Raw genomic sequence first — 25,022 nt, forward strand, 5'->3', positions numbered from 1 at the left:
GAGCATAATATGTCGGCGTCTTCGTCCCATTTGCGTGAACTATGCCCCGATGGTCTGCCAGTCGTAAAAAGGAAAGATAGCGCTGCCGGTCACATAGCCAGCGTTATCCCGGCTGTGCTCGATCAATATCTTGGCGTAGGAAAGAGCGTTACTAAAACCATATGCGCTGCGATAGGACCCCCACTCCGAGATGTAGGTATCCTCATGTTTCCCGTCTCCATCTGAGTATAGGGCAATCCACTCGTTGACCTGCACTGCGCCCGCGTAATGCGAACTGCTGTAGTTGTGCCAGTCCACCACATCGACGACATGGTCGTTCTGAATCAACGACTCCTCCACCCAGGAATTCACGCCCGTCGTTACCGGTGCATGCAAGCGGAAGGTTTTACCCTCCAGGTAGTTGTCGTAGACAAATTGGATCGCATCGCGGGTATAGCGAGTGAATAGAATGTAGTCCTGCAGAGTGCCTCCCCACCCTTGCTTGATACTATCGGGCTCGTTATGCACTTGCCAGTCGTGCACTTCAAGACCGTTTCTCACATTGACCCAATACACCGTGGCAAAAACGTGCTCCCACCACTCGTTCCAGTCTTCAGCCGTCCAAGGCGGATTCAATTGCTTGGCCCACGATGGTTGACTGTTGTCGTCCACGTTTCTCAGGGTCATCACCGGAGCAATGCCGTTGTCTTTCAATGCTTTCAGCATTTCGTAAAGACTGACGTCCGTTGTACAAGAGCCGCCAGGCGAAAAATGGTATGAATCCGGCCTGTTGAATTGCGTGTCCCAAGCTTCCCAATTGATCACGTTTGGCTCGGCCTTTATCACGTCGATGGTTGGCCAGCCATACACGCCATCATCGTCTTGAGGCTCGAGACGACTCATCCCGCCCCAGATTCGGTAATTGCGCAGACCGACGTCCACTAGATCATCGATGTTAAAATCGGCACATCCCTTGGTGGCTCCAATGCTGCGCTCGGTTACACCGTTAGAGGCGCCGGTTATGGTAAGGGTATACATTTTTGCATGTGCAGCGGCTTCCCACGTTGTTGTGAAGAGCAATATCACTGCCAAGTACGCCACGTAGGTGAGTGAGAAACGGTTCATTTCACCTGCCCTCCTTGGTTCCAATGAATGCCTGTCCAAGCCCACTCTTCTCCGGGATGCTCTGGGTGGGAATCGGAGACGTCCCCGGCCACGTAAAGAGCATCATTGTCATGGGAAATAAAATAGGTATGATTGAGCGAGGCGCCATCTCGGAGGGATTGAATCTCAGAAGGCTTCACGGCGGTCTCTTGCGGCCACTCAGAAATGTCCCCATCCAATTTTGCCATGTGGGGTTGATGTCTTTTAGTTCTTCCAGGAGATGGATGATCTTGTCCGATCCAGGAACCTATTCCTGCTTTTCGTACTTCCGGTAAACCCGCTCGGTCACACCCATTTTTTCAGCCATTTCTCTGGGGTGAAGAGACAATCGGGTTCGCAGTCTTGTGAGCCTCTCAGCAAGAGACATGTATCCCCTTTTTGATTTTTAAATCAAAAAAACTTGACTTGCGTTCTATGTATCTATGCATTGTATTAGATTATTTTATAAATGTTATCATGCAACGGTTCGTGATTCAAAATCTAAAGGACAAAGCACACAATACTTTTCAATAGGTTTGATTGTTGGAAGCCCCATGTTCCTCAAGTGAAATAGGGTGACTCTCCTCTGCCGGTAAAAGATCACGCGAGATCAGTGGATTGTCCCATAGAACCTGTAGTAGCATGAACTTCACCGTGCCCATGCGTATTGCTTACTATGATGAGTCGGTTTCTGGAACATCTAGAACAATTTCCCCATCCGGTCTTTAGAACCTATCCAGAAACCACCTGTGGACTTTGCGACACCCCCCTTGGTCCCCCCTCAAGGGGGGAATTAAAGGGGGGTGTCCGCTGCCGAGGTAGGTTTTTGGATAGGCTCTTAGGTTCTGTTGACATTTGGGTTCTAATTAACAGATGTCAACAGCACTACTACAAGATGAAACATGGTTGAAGATCCTCCAATTCCTTCGCTCCTGTGTGGATGTTTACGTAGGAGAAGAAGGTGATTGCCGTCTTTTCATTGAGGCACTCCTTTGGATTACACGAAGTGGTGCTCAGTGGAGACTGCTCCCGGAGAAATTCGGTAACTGGAACAGTGTCTATAAACGATTCGCCCGCTGGTGTAACAAGGGTATCTTCTCCAGAATGCACGAGCATTTCATAGATGATCCCGATATGGAGAACTTCATGTTTGACAGCACCATTGTTCGTGCCCATCCCTGTGCTGCCGGAGCCCTCAAAAGATCCGGTGGACAAGAGACACAGGCTCTCGGGCGCAGCCGAGGAGGTTTTTCCACCAAGATCCACGTAGCGGTAGATGGCTTGGGAAATCCCCTGAGGTTCATTCTCACTCCCGGTCAGAAGAGTGACATCGAACAGGGACCGGCTCTTATCGAGGGTTTCACCTTCGCTCATGCACTGGGAGACAAGGGCTATGATTCGGATGCCTTCGTCCAGGCGATCACCCAATCTGGAGCTACTGCTGTGATTCCACCCCGGTCCAATCGCAAAGAGCCCCGTGAATACGACCAATGCCGCTACCGCGAACGACATCTGATCGAGTGCTTTATGAGCAAGATCAAACATTTCAGACGCATCTTCTCCAGATTCGACAAGCTCGACAGAAGCTTCTTGGGCTTTCTTGGCTTTGTCGCAGCTCTCATCTGGTTGAGGTGAAATGTCAACAGAACCTAGTGAAAAGGAACTCCATGCTCTCTTGAGTCCCCGGGCAACTGAAAACCTGATACAACAACGCATTCTCATGGCCTGTGCCCCCGAGGGGCATGGGTGCCCGTTTTCCGGGACTTGCAGCCATGCCTGTCCCATGTGCTCTATTCCTCACAAAGACTGTATCGAAAACAACCCGCTCTTTCATCAGAAAGAGCTCCCTTTGACTTCTCGGGAAAACAGTCCACGTCATTATGCCCTCTGTCTTCGGCAGTTCCTATCGGTTCTGCATGAGGTCAATGGTCTTCATGGCCGGGTGCACCGCCTGGACCGGGATGGATTTTACCTGGGGCGCAGAGTGTATTCCTGCTCCCGAAATGAGCTTCACTTCCGCTAACCTGCCTATCCTGATTCGTGAAATCGAGAAGCTCTGCGTAGCATCTTGACAGGCAACTGCTGTGCTTCGGCTATATGCCCTCGATCTCGATCAGGAGGGCGGTGATATCGTCGGCGGACCCGCGCGCTCTAGACCGTTAAACGATTTCAGTGCCTGCCCGGCATCTGTCATCGTATCGCTCCACAACTGCGGCGGCCTCTTCGGGATAAAAAGCCTTTGTGACCCCATCGGAAACGAGCAGGTTTCTGTCGCTTTCTTGGACTTGGGAAGCGATCTACATCGATCTTGAGAGAAAGATACCCGGCTGAAGGAACGATAAATGCCTCCATTTACCTCAGAGGACCCTCGAAACCGTGTATTATTCCGACATGAGGGAATAGAATAAATCTTCAATCGTTCGCAGGCATGGAGGCCATACAGAGTGAATAAGAAATATCTTTTTGATTTTCTGGAGAAACAAGATGCGTCCACTTTGCTGCAGTTGCTGAATGTGGCTTTCGATACGCTGACCACCAATCAGCGCATGAGGTATTCTGGGAGATACTGCCAAAGTCAGTGAGAAAGGCAGCCACGAGCTTGCTGTCGAGTGCTTCAAAATCCTTTATGAACTGCTTGACAAATGGTAGATGGAGACGAGATCGTCTTTGCCGATGAGTATGGAACCTGGATGATCCCGGCGGACGAGAAAGTTTTCATCAGGGCCTTTCTGATCTCTCTTTCTGCCGTTTCCAGTCCGGAGGAGTTCGCAGAAGGCGCCACTGACCCCCTATTTGGAGCAATACCATGTTGCTATTGGAAAATCTGGAATGGTCTCATCCTCTGCGGTTTTGTGTGGCGCTGACCCTCGGCCTTTTGGTGGGCATGGAGCGTGAAAGAGCCGAACTCAACCGGAAACAGAGGTTCCGGGCCGGCGTTCGTACCTATGCCATCCTCAGCCTGTTTGGTTTTTCCTGTGCCTGGCTGTTCAGTCTCAAGGTGCGGCTTGCCCTCCCGGCCGGACTTCTGGCCGTCACCGTCCTCGTGGGCATGGAATACTTCGCCAAGATCCAGGCGGGTCGGCTGGGTTGGACAAGTGAAATCGCGGCTCTTCTCACCTTTGCCGTCGGCGCCCTTTCTTTGCTTGCGGATATCTGGGTCCCTCTCGCTGTCGGAATTGTCAACCTCTTTCTGCTCTCGGAAAAATCGGAACTTGAAAGCTACGTCGAGAGGCTCGACAAGGCGGAATTTCTCGCCATGATCAAGTTCCTGCTTGTCACTCTAATCATCCTTCCCGTACTGCCCGATGCGGAATATACCAGGTTCAGCCTCAATCCTGCGCGTACCTGGGAGATCCTGATCATGGTCTCTTCAGTGGGATTTGTGGGGTATTTTCTTTCAAAAAGATTTGGCAGCAGGCTCGGGCTCTGGTTTTCCGGCATATTGGGAGGAATTGTCTCCAGCACCGCTGTGAGTGTTGCTGTCGGCAGGATCGCTCAAAAGAATCCTGAGCAGAGCGGAAATGCCTTGCAGGCTTCCATCCTGGCCGGCAGTGTCATGTACCTGCGCCTCCTTGCCCTTATTTTGATCATCAATCCAGTTTTCCTTCCCTATCTTACCTGGAGATTCATTCTGCTGGCTGCCGTGGGAGGTTTGCTCTCCATTCGGCTGATCAAGGGAGATACACCGGCGTCGATCGATTCCATCACACCCTCGCAAAACCCCTTTGAAATCCGTCCCGCCTTGCTTTTTGCCCTCCTCTTCGCACTCTTGTCCATGATCACGAAATGGGTGACCTGGAATTTTGGAAGTTCCGGTTTGCTCATTCTTTCAGCGGTTGTCGGCGTGACCGACATCGATCCTTACGTCCTTTCTTTTGTCCGTGGCCCCTCGTCTGTACAACCCATCATGGTTTCGGTGATTCTCATCTCCACCATGAGCAACACCGTGTTCAAGGGGATTTACTTTGGAACGCTGGCGAAAACGGCGCGCAAAGAAACCCTGATTCGCTATATGATCTGGGCGTTGCTCCACATCCCATTGATTTTAAAGGCTTATTGAAAAGGCCTTTCCTCGGTCTCTCTCATCTGACCGATCATGGTCGGCACGAAAAAGAAAAGCCGGAGGTGGGAGACAGGCTCCCGGACCTCCGGCTCAAATCCATTGGGCCTAAGAACCTATCCAGAAACCACCTGTGGACTTTGCGACACCCCCCTTGGTCCCCCCTCGAGGGGGGAATTAAAGGGGGTGTCCGCTGCCGAGGTAGGTTTTCGGATAGGCTCTAAGCCGCGCGTGGCCAGGCCACGCGCGGCTTAACTCTTGTACTTGGGCCGTTCTTTGTCCAGGCCGGCCTTCTTGAGCACCTCGGGGATAATTTCTTCCCAGGCGACGGCCATGATGTGAACGCCGTGGACGCCTGGAATCTCCATGCACTGGTGGATCTCTTCCACGGCCATGTTCACGGCTTCTTCACGGACCTTGATGATCCGCTCTTTCTTGTCGGAAACCGTATCGGCCGCCTTTTGCAGCCGCTCGACCTTCTCATTGGGTACGATCACGCCGGCGACCTTGTCCCGCATGTACTTGGCCATGCCGATGCTCTTGATGGGGATGATGCCGGCCATGATATGGCACTTCTCATGGAGACCGCGGTTTCTCACGTCTTCCATGTACTTTTTGAAGATATCCATGGCGTAAACCGGCTGGCTCTGGACAAACTGCGCCCCGGCCTTGATCTTCTTGGCCAGCCTGGTGACGCGAAATTCCATGGGGTGTCCGAACGGGTTGATCGCCGCGCCGACGAAGAGGTGCGGTGGGTCGGTTTCCAGTTCCTCACCGTTCATGAAACGACCTTCACGCAACCCCACCAGGCATTGGATGAGCTGCATCGAATCGAGATCGTAGACATTCTTTGCCCCGGGATGGTTGCCCATGGTCTGATGGTCGCCGGAGAGGGCCAGGACGTTCATGACGCCGAAAGCGGCCGCGCCCAGCACGTCGGCCTGGATGGCCAGGCGGTTCCGGTCCCGGGTGACGATCTGGATGACCGGGTCCATTTCCATTTGTTTGAGCATGATTCCCGTGGCAATGGAGGACATGCGCACTACCGCCGTCTGGTTGTCCGTTATATTGAAGGCGTCGCAATAGGGCTTGATGAGCTGTGCCATCTCCCGCAGGTGCACGGTGTCCACGCCCCGCTTGGGGCCCAGTTCACCGGTGACGGCAAAAGTGCCTTCGTTCAGGACTCGTTCGAGATTACTCTGCACCGACATCGGCCGCCTCCTTCTTCAACAGATGATCCTGGACCAGTTTGCGTGGTCCGCCGTCACGGGCACTGACCCAGTTCTTGGCCGGAATGACCTCATCGAGCAACTCGAGCCGCCCCTGGGCCTTGAGCCGGTCATAGATCAGCTGCCAACCGCAGGCGATATCCGGCCGCACTTCGCACTTGCCGTTTTCACTGCCGCCGCACGGCCCGTTGAGGAGGGACTTGGAACAGCGGGCAATGGGGCAGATGCCCCCGGTGAGATGCAGGACACAGTCGCCGCACATGAGGCAGCGCTCCGTGAACATCCCCGGTTCATCCACCACGCCGATAAAGGTGGTGTTCAAACCCGGAAGGACGACCTTTTCCGGCCACTTTTCATTGGTAAACTGAACTCCGGCGCCGCAGGCGATGGAGAGCACCGCGTCGGCCCAGTCGATTTGCTCGGCCGCGGAAACGAAATATTCGTGCTCGCACTGCCGCTCGATGCCGCCGTTCTTGATCTCTATGTCCACGCCTTCCTGAGTGGCCTTCATGCGCAACATCGAGGCCAGAATTTCCGCTTCCTTATTGCCGCCCTCGTGGCAAACCGCCACGCAGGTATTGCATCCGAAGACCAGGACCTTTTTGTAGCCCTTGATCATTTCCCATATTTCTTCCAACGGCTTCTGTTGACCGACAATCATATTGACCTACTCCTTCCCGGGGCGTTTTTTTCGCGCTGCCAGCCAAATCGGAGAAGGACCCAGCCTCTGGATCTTCTCCGTGAACTCCGTACAGATCTCCGCCCATCTCGGACCCATGGCCGCCGAGAGGTTGTACATTTCCACGCGCCGGGGGTCTATGCCGACCTGGGGCAACAAGGTCTTGAGGTTCTCGACTCTTCTCTTGGCATTTGCATTTCCTTCCAGGAAATGACATTGTCCGGGCAGTCACCCAGCAACGAAAACGCCGTCCACCCCCCTTTCGAACGCTCGTAAAATGTAAATGGCATCCAGCTTGCCCGTGCAGGGAAGCCTGATGATTTTCACGTTCGTCGGGTAGGAAAGCCGCATCACTCCGGCCAGGTCCGCTGCCGCGAAGGCGCAGTAGTGGCAGGCGAAGGCCAGGATATTGGGTTCCCAGTCCGGCGGAATTTCTTGCGGCTTCTCGACGGAGGAAAGTTCTTCCTCCGGCGCCACCGCAACTGCTTGTTCAGCCATGGCCATTCTCAATCCTCCTTATGATATGGCAACAACTATTCATCTGTCGATTTAGATAACTTTTTTAAGGCTTGTTGGAATCTGAATATCCTCACCGGGATACACCCGGAGTTTGCCTCGGACTCACAGACCTCTCTAGGCCCTGGCATCGGCCAGAGCGTCAATCATGGCCAGAATCTGCTCATCACGGAAGTTGTTGACCTGAAATGCTTTGGCCGGACAGACGCCGGCGCAGATGCCGCACCCCATGCATTTGACCTCGTTGTGCCTGACCTTGCCGTCCTCGTCGATGTAGGGTGAACCGTACGGGCAGACCCGGAAGCACGTCAGGCAGGACATGCAGATGTCCGGATTGTGCTTGGCGATGATGCCGGAAACGGCCAGTTTGTCGTGGGACAGAACCACCCCCGCACGGCCGGCAGCGGCCAGGGCCTGGGTGATGGTTTCGTCCAGGTTTTTGGGAGCATGGGCCAGTCCGCAGACGAAGAGACCTTCACTGGGGAAATCCACCGGGCGAAGTTTGACATGGGCTTCGAGAAAGTACTCGTCAATGTTGCGGGTGACTTTGAACATCTCCCCGACCTTGTGGGTGTCGGGATGGGGCCGCAGACCGGTGGAGAGGACCAGCCAGTCGGCGTCCAGCACGAGGTCCCGGTTGAGCATGTAGTCGTAGACCCGGACCTTCAGCTTGTTGCCCGCCATCTCCACTTCCGGTTTGCGCTCGGGCATGAACCGGACGAAGACCACCCCCAGCTCACGGGCCTTGAAATAGTAGTCTTCCCGCAGACCGTACGTCCGGATATCGCGGTACAGAATGACGACCTGGGCCCGTGGGTTCTTTTCCTTGATGGCGATGGCGTTTTTAATGGCGTCCTGGCAGCAGATCCGCGAACAGTAGTTGACCGGTTCTTCGCGCGACCCTACACACTGGATCATGACGTACCGTTCGCCGGCTTTGGGGCCGTCGCCTGTAGCCAGCCTCTTTTCCAGGGTCCGCTGAGTGATGATGTGGTCGCTCTGCCCCCAGCGGTAGTCGGATTCCGTGGGCTGATACTCGGTGCCCCCAGTGGCCAGGATGATGGCTCCATGCTCGAAAGCTGTGCCGTCAGCGAGCTTTGTGCTGAAGTTTCCGACAAAGCCGTCGGTGGATTTCACCTCCGTTCCGGTATGGACATGGATCCTGGGATGCTTGCCGACCTTCTCGACGGTCATCTTGACGAAGGCCTGTACGTCGCTGCCGTCCAGGGTGCGGTAAACGTTCCGGGCCAGCCCGCCCAGCTCTGCCTGCTGCTCCACGATATGGACATCAAACCCCTGGTCGGCCAGGGAGAGGGCCGCCGTCATTCCGGCCACGCCGCCGCCGATGACCATGGCCGCCGGAGTCACGCTCACGGAGTCCGTTTTCACGGGCTGGAGCAGCCTGGCCTTGGCGATGTTCATCTTGACGATTTCGATGGCCTTCCTGGTTGCCTCTTCCTTCCGGCCCATGTGGCACCAGGAACACTGTTCGCGGATGTCGGCCAGTTCGAAGAGGTACTTGTTCAGGCCGGCATCGCGAATGGTATCCATGAAGAGGGGGTTGTGTGTACGGGGGGTGCAGGAGGCCACGACCACCCGGTTCAGGTTGTGTTCCCGGACCAACTCCTTGATCTTTTCCTGCTGGTCCTGGGCACAGGCGTAGAGAGTGTTGCTCGCGTACACCACGCCCGGCTGATCCTTGACCGCCTCTACCACCTTTTGTACGTCTATGGTCTGAGCGATATTGATGCCGCAGTGACAGACAAAGACCCCGATGCGAGGCTCTTCGCCGGTAACGTCCCTTTCCGGGGGGAGTTCCTTGTGGACGATCTCCGTGCCCCGTGCCTCACCCAGGAGGGACATGGCCGCGCCGGCCACGGCGCTGCCCTGCATGACCGTCTCAGGGATGTCTTTTGGCCCCTGAAAGATACCGGTCACATACATGCCCGGACGGCTGGTGTTCACCGGTTCGAACTGGGTGGTCCTGGCGAAGCGGTGCTCATTGAGTTCAATGCCGAAAGTACGGGCGAAGTCGCCCACGTCCGCATGGGGCTGGAAACCGATGGAGAGGACTACCAGGTCGAAGACTTCGTCCACCAGCGTCCCGTCTTCATTGGCGTAGCGCAGAATCAGGCTGCCCGTGGCCGGATCTTCCCGGACCGCGGAAATCATGGCCCGCTGGTACCGCACGTTGTACTGGTTCTTGGCCCGGTCCACGTAGCGATCGAAATCCTTCCCGAAGGCCCGCATTTCCATGTAAAAAATGGTGGGCTCGATGTTGCCGTCGTGTTCCTTGGCGATGATGGCCTGTTTGGTCGCATACATACAGCAGACCGAGGAACACCACGGGTTGGCGTTGTGCTGATCCCGGGAACCCACGCACTGAATCCAGGCCACCTTCCCGGGATGGTGCCCATCGCTGGGTCGTTTGATCTCTCCCTTGTACGGACCGGAAGCGGAGAGAATGCGCTCGAACTGGACTGAGGTCACCACGTTGGGCCAGCGGCCGAAACCGAGTTCGCCCCGGACCCTGGGGTTGTACCGATCCAGACCCGGAGCCAGGATGACGGCCCCGACATTGAGTTCCAGTATCTTCTCCGTATCCTCGTAATTGATGGCGTGGGACGGGCAGAACTTTTCACAGGCCCGGCACTTACCCTTTTGAAAATAGAGGCAGTTTTCGCGGTCGATGACACGGGTGTTGGGTACCGCCTGGGGGAACAGGGAAAAGATAGCCTTGCGAGTGGTCAGGCCCTGTTCGTATTCACTGGTGACCTTCTTGGGGCATTTCTGTTCACAGATGCCGCAGCCCGTGCACTTGTCCGGATCTACATAGCGCGGCGGCACCTTGACCGTCACCTTGAAATCCCCCGGCTCGCCTTCCACGGACACCACTTCCGCCAGAGTGTGGATGTCTATGTTCATGTGGCGGCCCACTTCGACCATCTTGGGTGAGATCATGCACATGGCGCAGTCGCCCGTGGGGAAGGTCTTGTCGAGCATGACCATGGTCCCGCCGATGGACGAGTTCCTCTCGACCATGTGCACCTTGAATCCGCTGTCGGCCAGGTCCAGGGCGGACTGCATCGCACCGATGCCGCCGCCGACGATGACGACGGAACCGCGCTTATGGGTCTGGGGAGACGTGTTTTCACTCATATCAGTTCCAACTCCTTCAAGAGTCCCATGGAGTCAACAAAATGCCGGTCAATCTGGAGGTCCCTGGGGGAAAGGCCCATGGCTACCCCCACCAGTTCGGTGATGAAATAGACCGGCAGTTTCCGGTCGATCCCGTATTTCTCGACCACCTGGTTCTGGTAAGCGTCCAAATTGAGCTGGCACATGGGACATGTGCAGACAAAACAGTTGGCCCCCCTGGCCAAGGCGTCCTTCATGATCTTGGACATGAGCTTGAGAGCCGCATCGGGGTCGTTGACCGAAGCGGACGCGCCGCAGCAGTCGGTCTTGTAACTCCAGTCCAGCGTTTCAGCGCCGAGGGCCTTGCAGATGATCTCCATGCCCTGAGGATTTTCCACGTCATCGGGCACCGGGACGTCCAGTGGGAACCGTGTCTGAAGACAGCCGTAGTAGCAGGCCGCTTTGAGGCCGGTCAGCTTCCTGGATGCCTTCTGAACCAAATCCCCGGATTCGGCCAAAGGGCGAAGCACCTCGAGGATGCTCATGATCTGGACACTGTTCCGGACTTTCTTTTGCAGCTCCGCATTGATCTCCGCCAGCAGCTTGTCGTTTCCTTCCAGTCTTTTCTGAGCCACCAGCATGCGGCTGTAGCAGGCCGAACAGGGAATAACCATGGACGAGAGTCCGGAGGCGTCGGCCAGGCCCAGGTTCCTGGCCGGCAGGGCAATGGCCAGCCATTCATCGGTCTTGGCCGCCGAAGTGGCGCCGCAACAGTTCCAGTCCTCGAGTTCCTGAAGGTTTACTCCCAATTTTCCCAGCACAATCTTCGTCTGGGCGTCGTAAAGCTCGCTGGAGGAGCGCAACGAGCAACCAGGATAGTAGAGGATGTCCATGATCTATCTCCCACCACGTTCTTCAGCGACCTTGACGCGGTCGGCTTTTTTCAATTTTGCCTTCTTGTAGAGGCGCCTGATTTCATCCAGACCTTTGACTTTCTGCAGGCCGAAGTGCAGGCGCCGGTTCTTTTTCATGGTCAGGCCCAGCTCGGCCTGCTCCTTCATCTCCTGGTACAGGCCTTTGAAATTGCGGTTTTTCAAATCCTTCAGATTGATCTGGAGTTCGTACATGCCCATGAACTCGAGTTCGTTGAGCCGGCCGAAATGACCGGTGGCCGTGGTAAAGGCCGAGTGGAAGGCGGCAACCTTGGTGCTGAGGGGATCGAGATGCCGCTCCTTGGACATCTGTTTGAGCGTCTCGTTGATCCGGGCCGTCTGGATATTGTTGGGGCATCGGGTTCCGCAGGTGTAACAGGATACACACCGCCAGACGAGCAGGTTTTCCAGGGCCTGATCCCGGTCTCCCAACAGGATCATCCTGATGAGTCGGTCCGGGGTGACCCCTTGGGTTTCGTCACCCACCGGACAACCGGCCGCGCACCGGCGGCACTGATAACAGGCCAGGAGGTTCTGCCCGGAACGTTCCATGACCTCCTCGAGGAAGGACTGGTTCGTGTCGGGCTTGTATTCCAGGACCTCAGATATCATATCTTTCTCCTTGAGCACATTCTCTTGCGCCCTTTCGGCCGGCCCGAGCCTGAAGACTGACAGGGCGATGCAGGTATGGGTAAATTCTCGTGATCTGATGCGACACCGTCACATTAACTTCCATGACACCGGGTGTCACAACGACGTATGAAAAATGGGCGAACGGGTCAGCCTATTCACCGATTCACCGTTTTTTCCATATAAACCACAGAGGGCATACAGAAAGACTTCCAAATGAAATCTCTGTGTTCTCCGTGTCTCCGTGGTTCAGATGAAATCTGACAATGTCAAGCTAATTGACCTTCCGATGGTGTCAGTTCCCGCGCGGTCGGCCCAGGACAAGGGCCTGAGAAGGAATCGGAGAACCAGGTCTTTAGCGCGGATGGCCCGGTATGGATGCGTCTTTTTTTCTCGTGTCTACAGGAACTTTTCCGAAACAACTTAGCGGGAACCAGAATGACCTGCAAAGCTGGGAGGTTCAGGCAAGGACTTCTTTCACCACCCAGCTTGGCTTGGATGTTCTGTCCTGTTTTGAACTGGAGAAGCGCTCGAAGAGGAGAGGATAGGGGAGATGAGAAGGAGATAAGAGCTTGCTTTTCGGGTGAAAATCTTAACAAGGTGACAGTGTGGTGTCAAGGGAAAAAGAAGTTTCTGCAATTCCGGTTTTTTCCCCCTTACAGGCAAAAGAGTATTATAGTGGGCCCGGTATTCCGAACGAGAACAGTCTATAGCGACAAAGGGAGAACGTATGCAGGTATCCAAAGAGAAAAAACTTGAGATGCTCCGTTCCATGCTCCTCTCTCGCCGGTTTGAAGAGTCCCTTGTGGAGCTTTGCAAAATCCAGGGAAAAATTCCCGGGATGATGATCCTTTGCACGGGGCAGGAGGCGGTGGGGTCGGGTGTCTGCTCTGCTTTGAATCCGGAAGACGTGATCATCTCCAACCATCGCAGCCATAACCATCTTCTTGCAAAGGGGGCGGATCCCAAGGCGCTCATGGCCGAGATCTACGGCAAGAAGACGGGCTGCAACAAAGGCAAGAGCGGAACCTTGCACCTGGCCGTGCCCGAGATCAACGCTCCCTGTACGAGCACCGTCGTGGGGGGAGGGCTTCCCATTTCCGTTGGTGTGGCCTTCGCTCAGAAATACAAAAATGAAAAGAGTGTGACCGTCTGTCTCTTCGGAGACGGTGCCGCCGATGAGGGGTCCTTTCATGAGGCTCTGAACCTGGCGAGCCTTTGGGACCTTCCGGTCATCTTTGTTTGTGAGAACAATCTCTATGCCGGAGCTCAACGTTACGAAGAGCACACAAAGGTGAAGAACATTGCGGATCGGGCGGTGGGCTACGCCATTGCCGGAGAGATCGTCGACGGCAATGATGCGGTAGCGGTCTTTGAAGCGACTCGAAGAGCCAGGGAACGTGCCGTGTCAGGACAGGGGCCTACCCTCATTGAATGCAAGACCTACCGCTGCAGGGGGCATGGGGAGGCCGATCCTCAGCATTACCAGCCCAAGGATGAAATTGCGGAATGGACGGAAAAATGCCCCATCCCAAGGCTTCGTGGCGAGCTGCTCTCGGAGGGGTGGATCACCGACAAAGAGCTGCAAGAGCTGGAAAAAGAGATCGAAAAGATGGTGGCGGACGCGGTGCGGTTCGCAGAAGAGAGCCCCTGGCCCGACCTGGAGGAAGCCTTGGAAGATGTGTATGTCTCGTGAGAAGAGTGCGCACACTTTTGATCTTTGCAAGAAGGATAAAGCCATGCAGCAACTAGGAATGGGACAGGCCGTGAATCAGGCTTTGAGAGAAGAAATGGCTCGTAATCCCGATGTCTTCATCGCCGGCGAAGGCGTCGGGGTGAGCATACACGATAACCCGATGCTTCCTACGGCCGGTTTGCTCAGGGAATTTGGACCCGGCCGGGTGAAGGACACTCCCGTTTCAGAAGCCGCCATTGCAGGCCTCGCTGTGGGTGCAGCAGTCGCAGGGCTCAGGCCCGTGGTGGAAATCATGTTCAACCCCTTCTTTACCCTTGCCTCGGACATGATCGTCAATCATGCCGCCAAGCTCCGGTACCTGTCCGGAGGAAAATCCACCTTTCCCCTGGTGGTCCGCATCAAGAGCGGAGCCGGTTTCGGTGCGGGATGTCAGCACTCGCACAACCTGGAAGCCTGGGTGGCCCACTGCCCGGGGCTCAAGGTGGTGATGCCTTCCACGCCGGCCGATGCCAAAGGGCTCTTGAAATCGGCCATTCGGGACGATGATCCCGTGATTTTCATCGAAGACATGATGCTCTATTTCGCACCGGGGCCCGTTCCCGATGAGGAATATCTCATCCCCATGGGAAAGGCTGACATAAAGCGCAAGGGCCAAGACGCGACCATCGTCACCTGGTCCAAGATGCTCGGAGTTGCCATGAAAGCGGCGGATCGTCTGGCAGAAGAGGGCGTGCAGGTGGAAGTGGTGGATCTACGCACGCTGGTGCCCCTGGACAAGGAGACCGTACTTTCGTCAGTGCGCAAGACGGGGCGGTTGGTCGTACTTCATGAAGCGACCAGGACCGGGGGATTTGCAGGAGAAATCTGCGCCGTCGTCACGGAAGAAGCCTTCAGCAGTCTCAAGGCCCCTTTCAGACGGGTCACTGGTCCGGATATCCCCGTACCCGTCAGTCCTCCTCTGGAAAGGTTCTACATTCCCGATGAGGAGAAATTGATTGAGGCCGTCAGGGAAATTCTTTAGGATCTGGCCTGTAGTGCCTGAGGTGCTGGAATGTGTCGGATGGTATGAATGTGAATATTGGAGGATTTTTTTTTTGACTATATTTTTTATTTGATGCATCTTGCGGCACAGGTTTTTGTTCATTTATAGAAAAATGATTCGATTGTTTTCTTGCCTTTTGATTTTTTAAGTTTACAATCATCGGAGTCCAAGAAGTACGGTATTTTGGGGTATGCAGGAAATCGGTCTTTCGCCTATGAAGAGAGCGCTTCCCGATGAGCTTCAAAGTAACGCACAAAAACAAAACAAGAATGAAAAGATTTGAAAGGAATTGAAAGATGGCTCAAGGCCAGGTGAAATGGTTCAACGACCAAAAAGGCTATGGATTTATTTCGGATGACAGCGGGAAAGATCTTTTTGTGCATTTCAGCGCTATTGAGGGCGAAGGCTTCAAGAGCTTGCAAGAAGGCCAACGGGTGAGCTTTGATGAGGAAAAGGGCGCCAAAGGGCCTCAGGCGGTCAGAGTGAGAAAGCTCTAATGATTTTCTGAGAGATAATACAATATCTTGAATAATGAAAAAGTCGGAGTCACCTCCGGCTTTTTCTGTTTTAAAGCATATTCTTCTATCCTATCAATGCCGGGCTCCCATTCTCTTTTGTGGCAGCCGGTTTTGCAAATAGAGGGAAGGAGAGAAATGAAGATTTTTGAAGGACTGTATGGATTCCTCTGGAATTCGATGGCGGCAAACAATTGCAATACGTACCTCATTGACGGTCCTGCCCGTGTGCTCATCGATCCCGGGCATCTGCGTTTGTTTGAGCACGTAGCGATAGGGCTCGAAGAAGCAGGGCTGGGGCTTGGTGATATTGATCTGGTGATCACGACCCATGCTCACCCCGATCATCTCGAATCCATAAAGCTGTTCAAAAATTACCCCACACTTTTCGCCATTCACCAAAAGGACTGGGCCCTGGTGAAAGAGATGGGGGCCTATCTGGGTGCGGTTTCGGACGTGGATTCTTATGCGCCTGACTTTTTTCTGACGGAAGGCGATCTGAAGGTCAAGGGGATGGAATTTCATGTGGTTCATACGCCCGGGCATTCTCCCGGCTCCATTTCTCTTTACTGGCCGGAACACAAGGCGCTTTTTACGGGAGACGTGATTTTTAAGGATGGTCTTGGACGTACGGACCTTCCGGGTGGTAACGGAGAGACTCTCAAGCAAAGCATCAAAAGGCTCTCTTTATTGGATGCTGAATGGATGTTTCCTGGCCACGGCGGATTCATTTCGGGCGCCGACCGGGTCCAGTCGAATTTTGAGCGGGTGGAGAAGTACTGGTTCGGCTTTATCTGAGGCAAGAACGGGAGCGAACCCTGTTCCTGGAATGACATGTCGCGTTTCAAGGCTCAACGCGACCTGCGTGCTTTCCAAGATCCCGTCTTCTCTACATCGAGTCCGTAGGTTGCGTTGAATGGAATGAAACCCAACAGACAATGAAGCATGGGCGATGTTGTCGGATTTACGCATGTTTCATGTCGGCCGGGTTTATCCGCGAGCAGCGAAACGGATTATGTGATGCTGCTCAACCGGCGGATCTCCCTGTCGAGCATTGCCTCAAACCTCTTCCGGCCTTCAATTTGTGCTTTGGGCCACTCCGGAGAGGCATCCAGATTGGGGACGACGGCTGTCCCGGAAATCCCTTTTGTGGAGAGGGCTTTCACCATACCGGCCATGATGTCATGAGCTGCAGACTCAAGATGCTTCCGGTAATCCTCCAAGATGGATATTATTCCATGAACATCGAGGCTGCAAACATCGGAGAGGAGCGTCAGCAGCATGTGATTGTCCCGGTCCGGGTCCAGACGACCCGCTATCAGCCGGATGACTGTGGTGTTGTCGGAAGCCGTTGACGATTCCTTGAGAGAATGCAGTTCTCTTTTGAATTGCTCCACTGTCAGGATTTTATCCTGGTACTTCTGGAGCAGTCCCTTCAGATTGTCCCTGAATTCAGAAAGGGCTTGCTCCCGCTTTTCCTCTTCGGTCAGGGTCAAGTTTCTTGTCCGTTCCATGACAAGGTCAAGGGTGCTTTTGATTTCTGCCATGAGTCTATCTTACCTCGCATAGATTAGAGGGGGCGCTTGCTCTCGCACCGTATTTGGGTATGAACGGTGGTGCCTTTTGGGTTCTTTTACTTGTATTTATGCTATCCAAGGTGAAATGCTTGGAAGACCTAGCATTTTCAGAACGAATTTTCAAGGCTTTCAACCATTGCTTCACCCGGTTATGCCGGGGAGAGGGGGGGCCGCCGGTGCTAGGCGATATTTTGCAAGGGATTTTTTTGCCTGGCCATGATAAAGGAACGAACATGCTTCGGTAGGGTATTCACCTTTGCATCGGTATTCGACAGGATACATCTTTGCACCAATTCTTCAATAGAGACGCCTGAAAATCTTACCAACCTCATGTATTCGGCCAGGAAGGGGTTTTTCAAGGAGTTCTCCGTGTTTCCATCCAGGTACTCGTAGGCTGCATGAGCTATATAGAGCAGGGCAATGTTTTCCTTGTATTCCGTGGGGAGTGACGATGGAGGGGCAAATTCCGGAAATCGTTGATACTCGATGCTCTGGCAGATGTTTTCAGGAAGGTTCCATGCTCTCAACAGAATGGCTCCAATTTTACAAGTATCCAGCATATCTACGAAAAAAGCCATTTTGGGGTTTTGCTTTTTCAACAAAAGGGTGACGCTTTTTCCAATGTCATGGAGCAGTGCGATCGTACTGGCTGTGGATGCTTTTCTGCGGTCATAATGCTGGCCGATCAGGAAGACCAGGTGGGAGATGATGACCGAGTGATCATGCAGTTGCCGGAATTCCGGGGTGTTGGGCATCGTTTTGCGCAGGCCGTTGGAGACGACGATTTGGTACACCTGGTTGAACCCGAGATAAGTGATGGCGTATTGAATGTCTGAAATCTTCTGACTCAGGCTGTAATATGCGGAATTGATGGTCTTCAGGATCTGGCTTACAAGAGAAGGATCTTCCTTGGCCGATTCGGTCACTTCCCGTGCAGAGCTCTCATCGTCGGTAATGAGTTGAATGATTCTGTTGGTGTAAAGGGGCAGGCTGGGCAAGTTCTTGAACATGTTCAGAATCATTTCAGACTTGTCATACGGTCGGCTCTGCTGATCCATATATGTGACGATGTACTTTGCCAGGTATTCGTTTCTTGTGGAAAGAGTTTCCTGATCGCGGCTCAACTTGTGATTTTCGGAGTGCGCCAGGTCGCTGACTTTCTTCCGGATATACGTCTCAAGCGGCCGGTCCAGCATCCTCAATGCGGTATCATCCAGGGCCAGTACCGTGGAAGTCTCTTTTGCAATGACGGAAGCGACCTTCTTGGGAGTTTTCAGGAAGACTCCCTCGCCGATCCAATCTCCCTTTGTGAAAGTCACAAACTGCCGCGGAGCGTCCTTGCTCTCGCCGGTGACTCTGAAAGCACCTTTAAGCACCAGATAGATGGTGGAATCTTTATCCCCTTCTCTGAATAGAAACTCACCGGTTTCATAATTTTTGATTTTTCCGGTATCGTGGAGGATATGGACTTCCTGGGGGCCCAGTTCATAGATCGAGGGGGGTAAAACGGGTGTGGACTTCTTGAAAAACCATCTCATGCCGATAACTCCATTGATCTCGATGCGAAAAATATGCTTCCCGGAAATCTTTCACTATTCGGTGGAAACCGCCAAACAGGAGCAAGAAATGAATTCGACCCGCAAGCTGATAAGGAGATTCCCAGCCGGTCATGCCAGGGATCCCGTTTTTTCATAATCGGTCACACGCACTGATCGCATTATTTTTATTTGAGATATTTTCGAAAAAACATTGTGATACGATGCCTTGATCCAGGTTTGAAGCTTTGAACGCAATGGGCACTTTTCATCATCCTGTCCTCCACCGATTTGGAAGATCACAATCAGATGAAAAAGGAACACGGAGTGTTGAGCATTGACACATTTGGTGGGCACTCATAAATAGAATGACTGGACATTCTGTCACTGTCAATAATACCTCCCTCGGGGAAGGGGCTTTGGAATTTTAAGAGCACCTGCGACCGGGCTGAGGGAATGACGAAATAGACGAATTCTTGGGAGGTGACATCATGCCAAGGCGAGAAAATGTGTCTTCGAGAAATGAAGGCTTTCTAGGGGCTGAACTCGAAAAACAGCTCAAGGAAATGTTCAAAGGATTGCCTCATAGCATCCCCATATATCTCTTTACCCGAAAAGGGGAGAACGACATTCTCAACCAGGCGGCAAGAGAGGTCATCAAAGCCTTCACGCAACTCTCTTCCAAGGTGGAATTGAAAGAACTGGAACTGAGTGACAAACGGGCCAAAGAGTGGAAAGTGCATGGTTCTCCGACCATTGTTTTCGCTCCCGACCGTTATTCCATCCGCTATTTAGGTGCGCCCTACGGGGAGGAGGGACGAACGTTCCTAGAGATGCTCATCCTGTTGGGGCTCCAGATGAGCAATCTTTCGGAACAGTCCATCAATGTCGTGAATAAAATTGATGCTCCCAGAGAGATCAAGGTCTTCGTCAGCCCTACCTGTCCCTATTGTCCCGACCAGGCCTTGCATGCCGTAAAGGCGGCCATCGAAAAGCCGGAGTTGATTTCCCTGCAAATCATCGATATCCAAGCCAATCCCGATCTGGCCACAAAGTATTCGGCCTTCAGTGTGCCCCAGGTTTTTGCCAACGATATCCTCATTGCCCAGGGGGCTCAACCGGAAGAGCTTTTTGTTTCCTCCCTGCAGAAACTGGAACCCCAGACCATTTTCATACCTGACATCGAGGGGGAAACCATCGAAACCGATCTGGTCATCGTGGGCGGAGGGCCCGCAGGCCTTGCTGCGGGAATTTATGCCGTTCGCAGCGGGCTCAAGACCGCTGTGGTGGAGCGCGGGCCTTTGGGAGGGCAGGTGGCCACGACGCCCATCGTGGAAAACTATCCTGGATTCACACGCGTTCCGGGGAAGACTCTTGTGGATATCATGGTGAGTCATGCCCTGGAGTACGTGCAAATCTTTCAGGGAGAAGAAGTCCTGGAAATCAACCCGGGGGAAACCATAGAAGTGAAAACGAGCCGGCGAAAATTCCTGACCCGTGCGGTGATGCTCGCTACGGGAGCCACTTACAGGCATCTCGGAATTCCCGGAGAATCCAGACTTTCAGGACGTGGCGTCAGCTATTGCGCGACATGCGACGGCACCCTTTTCAAGGGGAAAAGAGTCGTTGTGGTAGGGGGAGGAAACAGCGCCGTCACGGAAGCCCTGTATCTGCGTAACATCGGTGTGGAAGTCACGCTGGTGCACAGAAGGGATACGCTTCGAGCTCAGGAGCATCTCGCCCGCAACATTCCACTCAACGATATTCCTGTTCTCTGGAATACAGAGGTTAAGGAGATCAAAGGGAGGGAGCGGGTCAGCGAAGTCATTTTGTACAACAACAAAACGGGGGAAACCAAAAGCCTTGAAACCGACGGAGTGTTCATCGCCATCGGCTACAACCCCACCGTGGATCTGGCTCAAAAAACGGGGATCGAACTCACTCCCGACGGATTTATCAAACATGATTCCCATCATCGGACCAACATAAGAGGAATCTATTCGGCGGGCGACGTGGAGGGCGGTTACAAGCAGATCGTCACCGCCATAGGGCAGGGCACAGAAGCGGCCCTCTCTATCTACGAAGATCTGAGCCATCCCTACTGGGAGGCGGAAAAAGACAAGGAACAGAAAAGCGCCTGAGAGAGTAAAAGGGGGGGGCAGAGAGGCACTCGATATTTTCACACGAGGGCGGCGGCTGATTCAGGAATCCAGCAGCGCCGTCCGTCGTTGAGTTCAATGTGATACCAACCGATGCGCTTTTCGATGAGTTTGAATTCCGTTCCTGCGTGCAGCGGTTCCTTGAATGTGGGTTCAAAGGTCGTACTGTCTCCTTTGCGGGCGATGACTTCCTCAGCAAGGACGACGCCCGAATGAATGCGGGATTGCTCGAAAGCTTCCACTCCGATGGAACCGGCGAGGAGGATGCTCAAAACGGCAAAAGCCGAAACGCTGCGTTTTAGCCAGGTGGATTTTCTGAAAAGATAGATGGTAGAGCAAAGCCAGATCAGATTGAAAAAAACAAGGAAAATCAAGCCCCTGGTGAATAAACTCATGTCGTAATGCCAAAAAAAGAGAGCATGGAACAGCCGGGTCTGGGGCTTTGCATCGATCTTGTCCAAACAGCGGCTCCTGGCGAACGCCAGGTTTTGCTGAAGATTGACGTCGTTTGGGATGAATTTTTCCGCTCTCCGATAGTTCAAAACAGCCTTTCCCAGGTCTCCCAGGCGAAAGTAAATATTTCCCAGGTTGTAATAGAGCTTTCCGTTTTCGATATCGCCTTCCCTCACGATGCTTTCAAAAGAAAGAGCCGCTTTCTGAAAGAGGCCTTTTGCCTGTTCCGGCCGGCTTTTGAGAAGTTCGTTTCCCCGCCGGAAGGCAGCTTCTCCGTTTCGGTATAGATTCCAGAGACCTGTCTGGTCCAACCCTGCGCTCCTCACCGGATTTGGCAGAGAAAAAAATATCACCATGATTAGAAAAAGATACTTTCCCATGATGTTACGCTGTATTCTTTTTTGTGAAACAACCATATGGTTTCTATTACCTTATTTTTTCCCGAAGCCTCAGGGCAGGAACATGAAATGCCTGGTTCCCGCCCAATCCCTTCTATTTCAGATTTTTCGTTCCAGGGCCTGAATCGTCTCAAAAGCCCTGCTCTCCAAAGCATCGAAAAATTCCGGAGCGGCACTGCCTCCGCCATATCGCCCCTGTTCGCACCGGCTGAAGAGTTCTTCCAAACTTTGAATGAGTTCGGTATCAACTCCCTTGTCCTTCAGGAATTCCTGGGCATCTTTGAATGTCAAAGCCGCCCCTTCGATCTTCAGTTTGTCTCCAAGGTAGCTGCGTATGGCTCTGAGGAGATGCTCGTAAGTTTCAGCCTCATTTTCCTGCTCCTTCCCCAGGGTTTTCATATTCTGCTTGAATGTCGTGAACGCCTTTTTGGATCTAAATTTATCCGGGTCGGCGATTCTCTCCTGACGCATGCGCACAAAAAGCAGCAGGACCAGGTAAATCGAAAAAGGAAGAAGGAGAGCACCCATCCAGAGGGGGGAGCGAATGAGAGATGAAAATCTAATGCGCTGGTTCTCCAAAACGTCGGGCCCTTCGTAATTGTACGCGATGCCCTGAGACCAGGCTTCCAGTTCGTTCCTCACTGCAGGGGATGTAGGTCCTTCCGCGTCGGAGGCCGTAACGATACGCGTCGCCTTGACTTCGATGGGGATCATCCGGCTTTGAGCGACCTGGTATTTACCGAGGTCCGGATCAAAGTAGGCAAATCGGAGGGGGGGAATGGCCGTTACGGTATCGGTTTTTGCCCTGACTGTCTGAGTGAATACTTTGGCTCCGTCCTTTACGATTCCCGCAGCCATTTCGTTGGGGATCTTGAAATCTTTTGCCAGTTCCGCATTTTTGGAAAGGGGCGGCAGCTGAACGTTTTCAAGATAATCCGATCCCCTGATGGATGTAGTCAAAGTGATGGGATCACCCACGCTCACCTGGGTCGGAGTGGCAGTCACCTCAATATGAAAGTGGCCTATACATCCCGAAAAATCGTCCGGTTTCCCTTCTTCCGGCAGAGGGAGTACCGTGAGGGAAACGGGTTCCGAGCGGGCGACAAACGTCTTGTAGACTTCCCTGATACCGGAACCGAAGAAATCGTTGTTGAAAAAGTCGTCAAAGGGACTGCTGTTCCGCCTTCGCTGTGTTCTGGAAAATCCCGCCAATGCCTTGCATGAGATGGTCGATTCAGGGATTTCGAGCACGCCGGGTTTTGAGGCTGAGAGGACTTTGGTGAAAGAGAGTGTCGTATAATCCCTGCCGTTGAAGCTGTCCGTCCCTTTTTGTGCGATAGCGGAGCCCTGGCCGAGAGGGATCTGATAGTATTGTTGGCCGGAATTCTGGTCCACCTCGGGATCGGAAAGCGTTACGGACGGGTTTTCGAGAATCGGCAGATGAAAAGTAAAATCTTTAATGTCTTTGGCGAGATACCAGGTTACCGTCATGAGGATGGGTTCCCCCGTATAGAATCTCGTCTTGGAAAAAGAGACCTTGAGATGAAAATCTTGCGTGGTCTCGGGTTGAACGACCTGGAGGGCGATGGGCTCTGTCTTGAAGACCTGGGAGCCCACCGGAACCGAAAGAGAAGGGATGACTGTTTGTCCCAGCTTTTTCGGAGTCAGTCGGTAGCTCATGACATATCCATGAGTTTCGATTTTGTTCATCTGTCCGTTGATGATGGTGATGGAAGAGCTGCTGTTGCTCCGGTTCCCCATGGATTCCACCGTAAAGTCTTTCAGAGGACTCATATCCAGGGGCGTCGTGCTTGACGACAAGTCATTCCCCTCCACTTCGATCTGGAACATGAACGACTCGCCGAGGGCGACGGTTTCCTTTTCCACCATGGCCCTCACTGAAATGTTCTCAGCGCAGTCAGCCCAATGAAAAGCTCCCGCCACAAAGATCAGGCAGCATCCCAGCGCTATACCGAATGCGCGGCTCTTTTGAATTGTCATCACCAGTCCTTCTCCACAGCTCGATACTCTCCTTTGTGAGACTCTTGAAACAGCAGCCGGTTCTCCTTTTCTTCCTGGAGGATATCTTGTGCCTGTTCCTGAATTACGGCCCGGCCGTTCCGGAGATCTTCCGGCTGTTCTTTGCCTTCCCGCAGAGAAGCGGGACTCTTCTGTTGTTCTCCCGCCCGAGTCTGCTGCTGTTCAGGCTGCTGTGGCGACTCGGGTTGCGAGGATCCCTGCCCCTGATTCTTTTCCTGGTCGGATTGGGTTTGAGATCCCTTGTCCCCCTTATTCTCCTCATTCTGCCCGGGTTTTGATTTGGATTCACTCTCTTGTCGAGAATCCTGCAGCTTCGACTGAGCTTCTTTCATCTGTTCCAGGGCTTTTTCCTGTTCGCTTTGCGCACTGTCCAGTTTTTGGTTTCCGATTTCTTCTGCAGCCGTCTTTTGTGCTTCCATGGCTTTTTTGAGATGCTCCTGAACGGACTGCTCCTGAGCCTTCCGTCCCGAGGAAGTGTCCTGGGGCTGCAGTTCACTCAGTTTTTGTGCCACTTCGCCGGTTTTTTCCATGGTCTTCCGCTGACGCTCCGATAGCCTCTCATGTTCCTTCCCGAAATTCTGGGTTGGATTTTGGGCCTTTTTCCCCCTCAGGGACTGATTGTCTTTTATTTCCGATTCCTGTTCTTGGACCGCTTCCTGAAGCTGTTGCATCATTTCTTTCTGAAGTTTTTCGCGTTCTTTGGCCGCCTCTTTCTGCTTCTCGATCTGGTCCATCAGATCCTTGAGTTTCAACCGGGCGATTTCGATATTTTCCGCTGCGTCTTCAAACTTCGGATCGATTTTCAGAGCGTTCTGGTAGTGACGGATGCTCAATTCATAGAGACCGAGAGCCTCTTTGGGATCGCTCTGCAGCTTCCGGCTGCCCTGGAGAAAGGCCGTGTTCCCGAGGTTGAACTGGGACCTGGCTTCCAGGGATGGGTCTCGGGTATGAATCGCTGCAGCCTCATAGGCTTCTTTCGCCTTTTCGTACTCCCCCTTTTGAAAATAGGCGTTTCCCTTGTTGAAGAAAATTTCTCCCGCTTCGGGTCGCTCCCGGGCTGCCTGTTCGTAAGCCTTCAAGGCTTCGTCATATTTTCCCGCCGAATAAAGGGCGTTTCCATCGGCCGTCAGGCTGCGGGCCGACTCGGGGTACCCCTCATGCGCGGGAAAGAGGGCAGCCAGAAGCAAAAGCCCGAAACAAATCGTCAGGTGCGGGAACAACTTTCCAGAATAATTCCTTCTTTTCCCTACCGTTTTTGCACGCATCCCAGCGAGCATCTGCCGAATGTCTGCCATATCTTT

At 53.4% G+C, this 25,022-nt stretch carries 21 protein-coding genes; 9 read left to right on the forward strand and 12 right to left on the reverse strand.

Going from position 1 to position 25,022, the window contains the following annotated elements; genetic code table 11:
- Nucleotides 1-39: 39 nt before the first annotated feature.
- Nucleotides 40-1,104, reverse strand: a complete 1,065-nt coding sequence (locus QMG16_RS15425) for a hypothetical protein (protein WP_281795684.1) — start codon at nucleotides 1,102-1,104, stop codon at nucleotides 40-42.
- Nucleotides 1,105-1,995: 891 nt separating this feature from the next.
- Between QMG16_RS15425 and QMG16_RS15430 the strand changes: the two genes are divergently transcribed.
- The 4 genes from QMG16_RS15430 to QMG16_RS15445 all read left to right on the forward strand — a co-directional run bounded on the left by QMG16_RS15430 (nucleotide 1,996) and on the right by QMG16_RS15445 (nucleotide 5,182).
- Nucleotides 1,996-2,757: an IS5 family transposase gene (locus QMG16_RS15430; protein ID WP_281792066.1), complete on the forward strand. Its 762-nt coding sequence runs from the start codon at nucleotides 1,996-1,998 to the stop codon at nucleotides 2,755-2,757.
- A 1-nt stretch (nucleotide 2,758) separates the two neighbouring features.
- The gene (locus tag QMG16_RS15435; protein WP_281795685.1) at nucleotides 2,759-3,145 is read left to right on the forward strand and encodes a hypothetical protein; all 387 of its coding nucleotides are present in this window, start codon (nucleotides 2,759-2,761) and stop codon (nucleotides 3,143-3,145) included.
- Nucleotides 3,146-3,566: 421 nt separating this feature from the next.
- Complete coding sequence (locus QMG16_RS15440) at nucleotides 3,567-3,704, forward strand: hypothetical protein (protein WP_281795687.1); 138 nt, start codon at nucleotides 3,567-3,569, stop codon at nucleotides 3,702-3,704.
- A 224-nt stretch (nucleotides 3,705-3,928) separates the two neighbouring features.
- Complete coding sequence (locus tag QMG16_RS15445; protein ID WP_281795688.1) at nucleotides 3,929-5,182, forward strand: MgtC/SapB family protein; 1,254 nt, start codon at nucleotides 3,929-3,931, stop codon at nucleotides 5,180-5,182.
- 251 nt (nucleotides 5,183-5,433) lie between these two features.
- Here QMG16_RS15445 and QMG16_RS15450 read toward each other — a convergent pair whose 3' ends face one another.
- From QMG16_RS15450 to QMG16_RS15475, 6 genes are all read right to left on the reverse strand, one after another.
- The gene (locus tag QMG16_RS15450; protein WP_281795690.1) at nucleotides 5,434-6,393 is read right to left on the reverse strand and encodes a methylenetetrahydrofolate reductase; all 960 of its coding nucleotides are present in this window, start codon (nucleotides 6,391-6,393) and stop codon (nucleotides 5,434-5,436) included.
- Nucleotides 6,377-7,072, reverse strand: a complete 696-nt coding sequence (locus QMG16_RS15455) for a methylenetetrahydrofolate reductase C-terminal domain-containing protein (RefSeq protein WP_281795691.1) — start codon at nucleotides 7,070-7,072, stop codon at nucleotides 6,377-6,379. Before QMG16_RS15455 ends, QMG16_RS15450 begins: the two co-directional genes overlap by 17 nt.
- Before the next feature lie 6 nt (nucleotides 7,073-7,078).
- Nucleotides 7,079-7,522 (reverse strand): hydrogenase iron-sulfur subunit, encoded by a 444-nt coding sequence (locus QMG16_RS15460; protein ID WP_373878751.1) that lies wholly within the window; start codon nucleotides 7,520-7,522, stop codon nucleotides 7,079-7,081.
- 201 nt (nucleotides 7,523-7,723) lie between these two features.
- Nucleotides 7,724-10,765, reverse strand: coding sequence for a CoB--CoM heterodisulfide reductase iron-sulfur subunit A family protein (locus QMG16_RS15465; protein WP_281795693.1), 3,042 nt, complete (start codon nucleotides 10,763-10,765; stop codon nucleotides 7,724-7,726).
- A complete protein-coding gene (locus QMG16_RS15470) occupies nucleotides 10,762-11,637 on the reverse strand; it encodes a CoB--CoM heterodisulfide reductase iron-sulfur subunit B family protein (RefSeq protein WP_281795694.1) in 876 nt (291 codons plus the stop codon). Before QMG16_RS15470 ends, QMG16_RS15465 begins: the two co-directional genes overlap by 4 nt.
- Nucleotides 11,638-11,640: 3 nt before the next feature.
- Nucleotides 11,641-12,288, reverse strand: a complete 648-nt coding sequence (locus QMG16_RS15475) for a 4Fe-4S dicluster domain-containing protein (RefSeq protein WP_281795695.1) — start codon at nucleotides 12,286-12,288, stop codon at nucleotides 11,641-11,643.
- A gap of 748 nt (nucleotides 12,289-13,036) precedes the next feature.
- Between QMG16_RS15475 and QMG16_RS15480 the strand changes: the two genes are divergently transcribed.
- The 4 genes from QMG16_RS15480 (at nucleotide 13,037) to QMG16_RS15495 (ending at nucleotide 16,357) form a co-directional block, all read left to right on the forward strand.
- On the forward strand, nucleotides 13,037-14,002 hold the full coding sequence (locus QMG16_RS15480) for a thiamine pyrophosphate-dependent dehydrogenase E1 component subunit alpha (protein ID WP_281795696.1): 966 nt from the start codon (nucleotides 13,037-13,039) through the stop codon (nucleotides 14,000-14,002).
- Between the two features lie 43 nt (nucleotides 14,003-14,045).
- On the forward strand, nucleotides 14,046-15,023 hold the full coding sequence (locus QMG16_RS15485) for an alpha-ketoacid dehydrogenase subunit beta (protein WP_281795697.1): 978 nt from the start codon (nucleotides 14,046-14,048) through the stop codon (nucleotides 15,021-15,023).
- A 317-nt stretch (nucleotides 15,024-15,340) separates the two neighbouring features.
- The gene (locus QMG16_RS15490; protein ID WP_281795700.1) at nucleotides 15,341-15,541 is read left to right on the forward strand and encodes a cold-shock protein; all 201 of its coding nucleotides are present in this window, start codon (nucleotides 15,341-15,343) and stop codon (nucleotides 15,539-15,541) included.
- A 156-nt stretch (nucleotides 15,542-15,697) separates the two neighbouring features.
- Nucleotides 15,698-16,357 (forward strand): MBL fold metallo-hydrolase, encoded by a 660-nt coding sequence (locus tag QMG16_RS15495; RefSeq protein ID WP_281795701.1) that lies wholly within the window; start codon nucleotides 15,698-15,700, stop codon nucleotides 16,355-16,357.
- A gap of 215 nt (nucleotides 16,358-16,572) precedes the next feature.
- Here QMG16_RS15495 and QMG16_RS15500 read toward each other — a convergent pair whose 3' ends face one another.
- On the reverse strand, nucleotides 16,573-17,106 hold the full coding sequence (locus QMG16_RS15500; RefSeq protein WP_281795702.1) for a hypothetical protein: 534 nt from the start codon (nucleotides 17,104-17,106) through the stop codon (nucleotides 16,573-16,575).
- Nucleotides 17,107-17,315: 209 nt separating this feature from the next.
- Nucleotides 17,316-18,674: an HDOD domain-containing protein gene (locus tag QMG16_RS15505; protein WP_281795703.1), complete on the reverse strand. Its 1,359-nt coding sequence runs from the start codon at nucleotides 18,672-18,674 to the stop codon at nucleotides 17,316-17,318.
- Nucleotides 18,675-19,162: 488 nt separating this feature from the next.
- On the opposite strand from QMG16_RS15505, the gene QMG16_RS15510 reads away from it, so the two are divergent.
- A complete protein-coding gene (locus QMG16_RS15510; RefSeq protein WP_281795704.1) occupies nucleotides 19,163-20,812 on the forward strand; it encodes an FAD-dependent oxidoreductase in 1,650 nt (549 codons plus the stop codon).
- A gap of 38 nt (nucleotides 20,813-20,850) precedes the next feature.
- On the opposite strand, the gene QMG16_RS15515 is transcribed toward QMG16_RS15510, so the two are convergent.
- The 3 genes from QMG16_RS15515 to QMG16_RS15525 form a co-directional block, all read right to left on the reverse strand.
- Entirely contained in the window at nucleotides 20,851-21,594 is a 744-nt protein-coding gene (locus tag QMG16_RS15515) for a tetratricopeptide repeat protein (protein ID WP_281795705.1), read from the reverse strand.
- 186 nt (nucleotides 21,595-21,780) lie between these two features.
- Nucleotides 21,781-23,682, reverse strand: coding sequence for a BatD family protein (locus QMG16_RS15520; protein ID WP_281795707.1), 1,902 nt, complete (start codon nucleotides 23,680-23,682; stop codon nucleotides 21,781-21,783).
- Nucleotides 23,682-25,016: a tetratricopeptide repeat protein gene (locus QMG16_RS15525; protein ID WP_281795708.1), complete on the reverse strand. Its 1,335-nt coding sequence runs from the start codon at nucleotides 25,014-25,016 to the stop codon at nucleotides 23,682-23,684. Before QMG16_RS15525 ends, QMG16_RS15520 begins: the two co-directional genes overlap by 1 nt.
- Nucleotides 25,017-25,022: the final 6 nt, after the last annotated feature.

It is taken from the genome of Desulforhabdus amnigena (assembly GCF_027925305.1).
Lineage (GTDB): Bacteria > Desulfobacterota > Syntrophobacteria > Syntrophobacterales > Syntrophobacteraceae > Desulforhabdus > Desulforhabdus amnigena.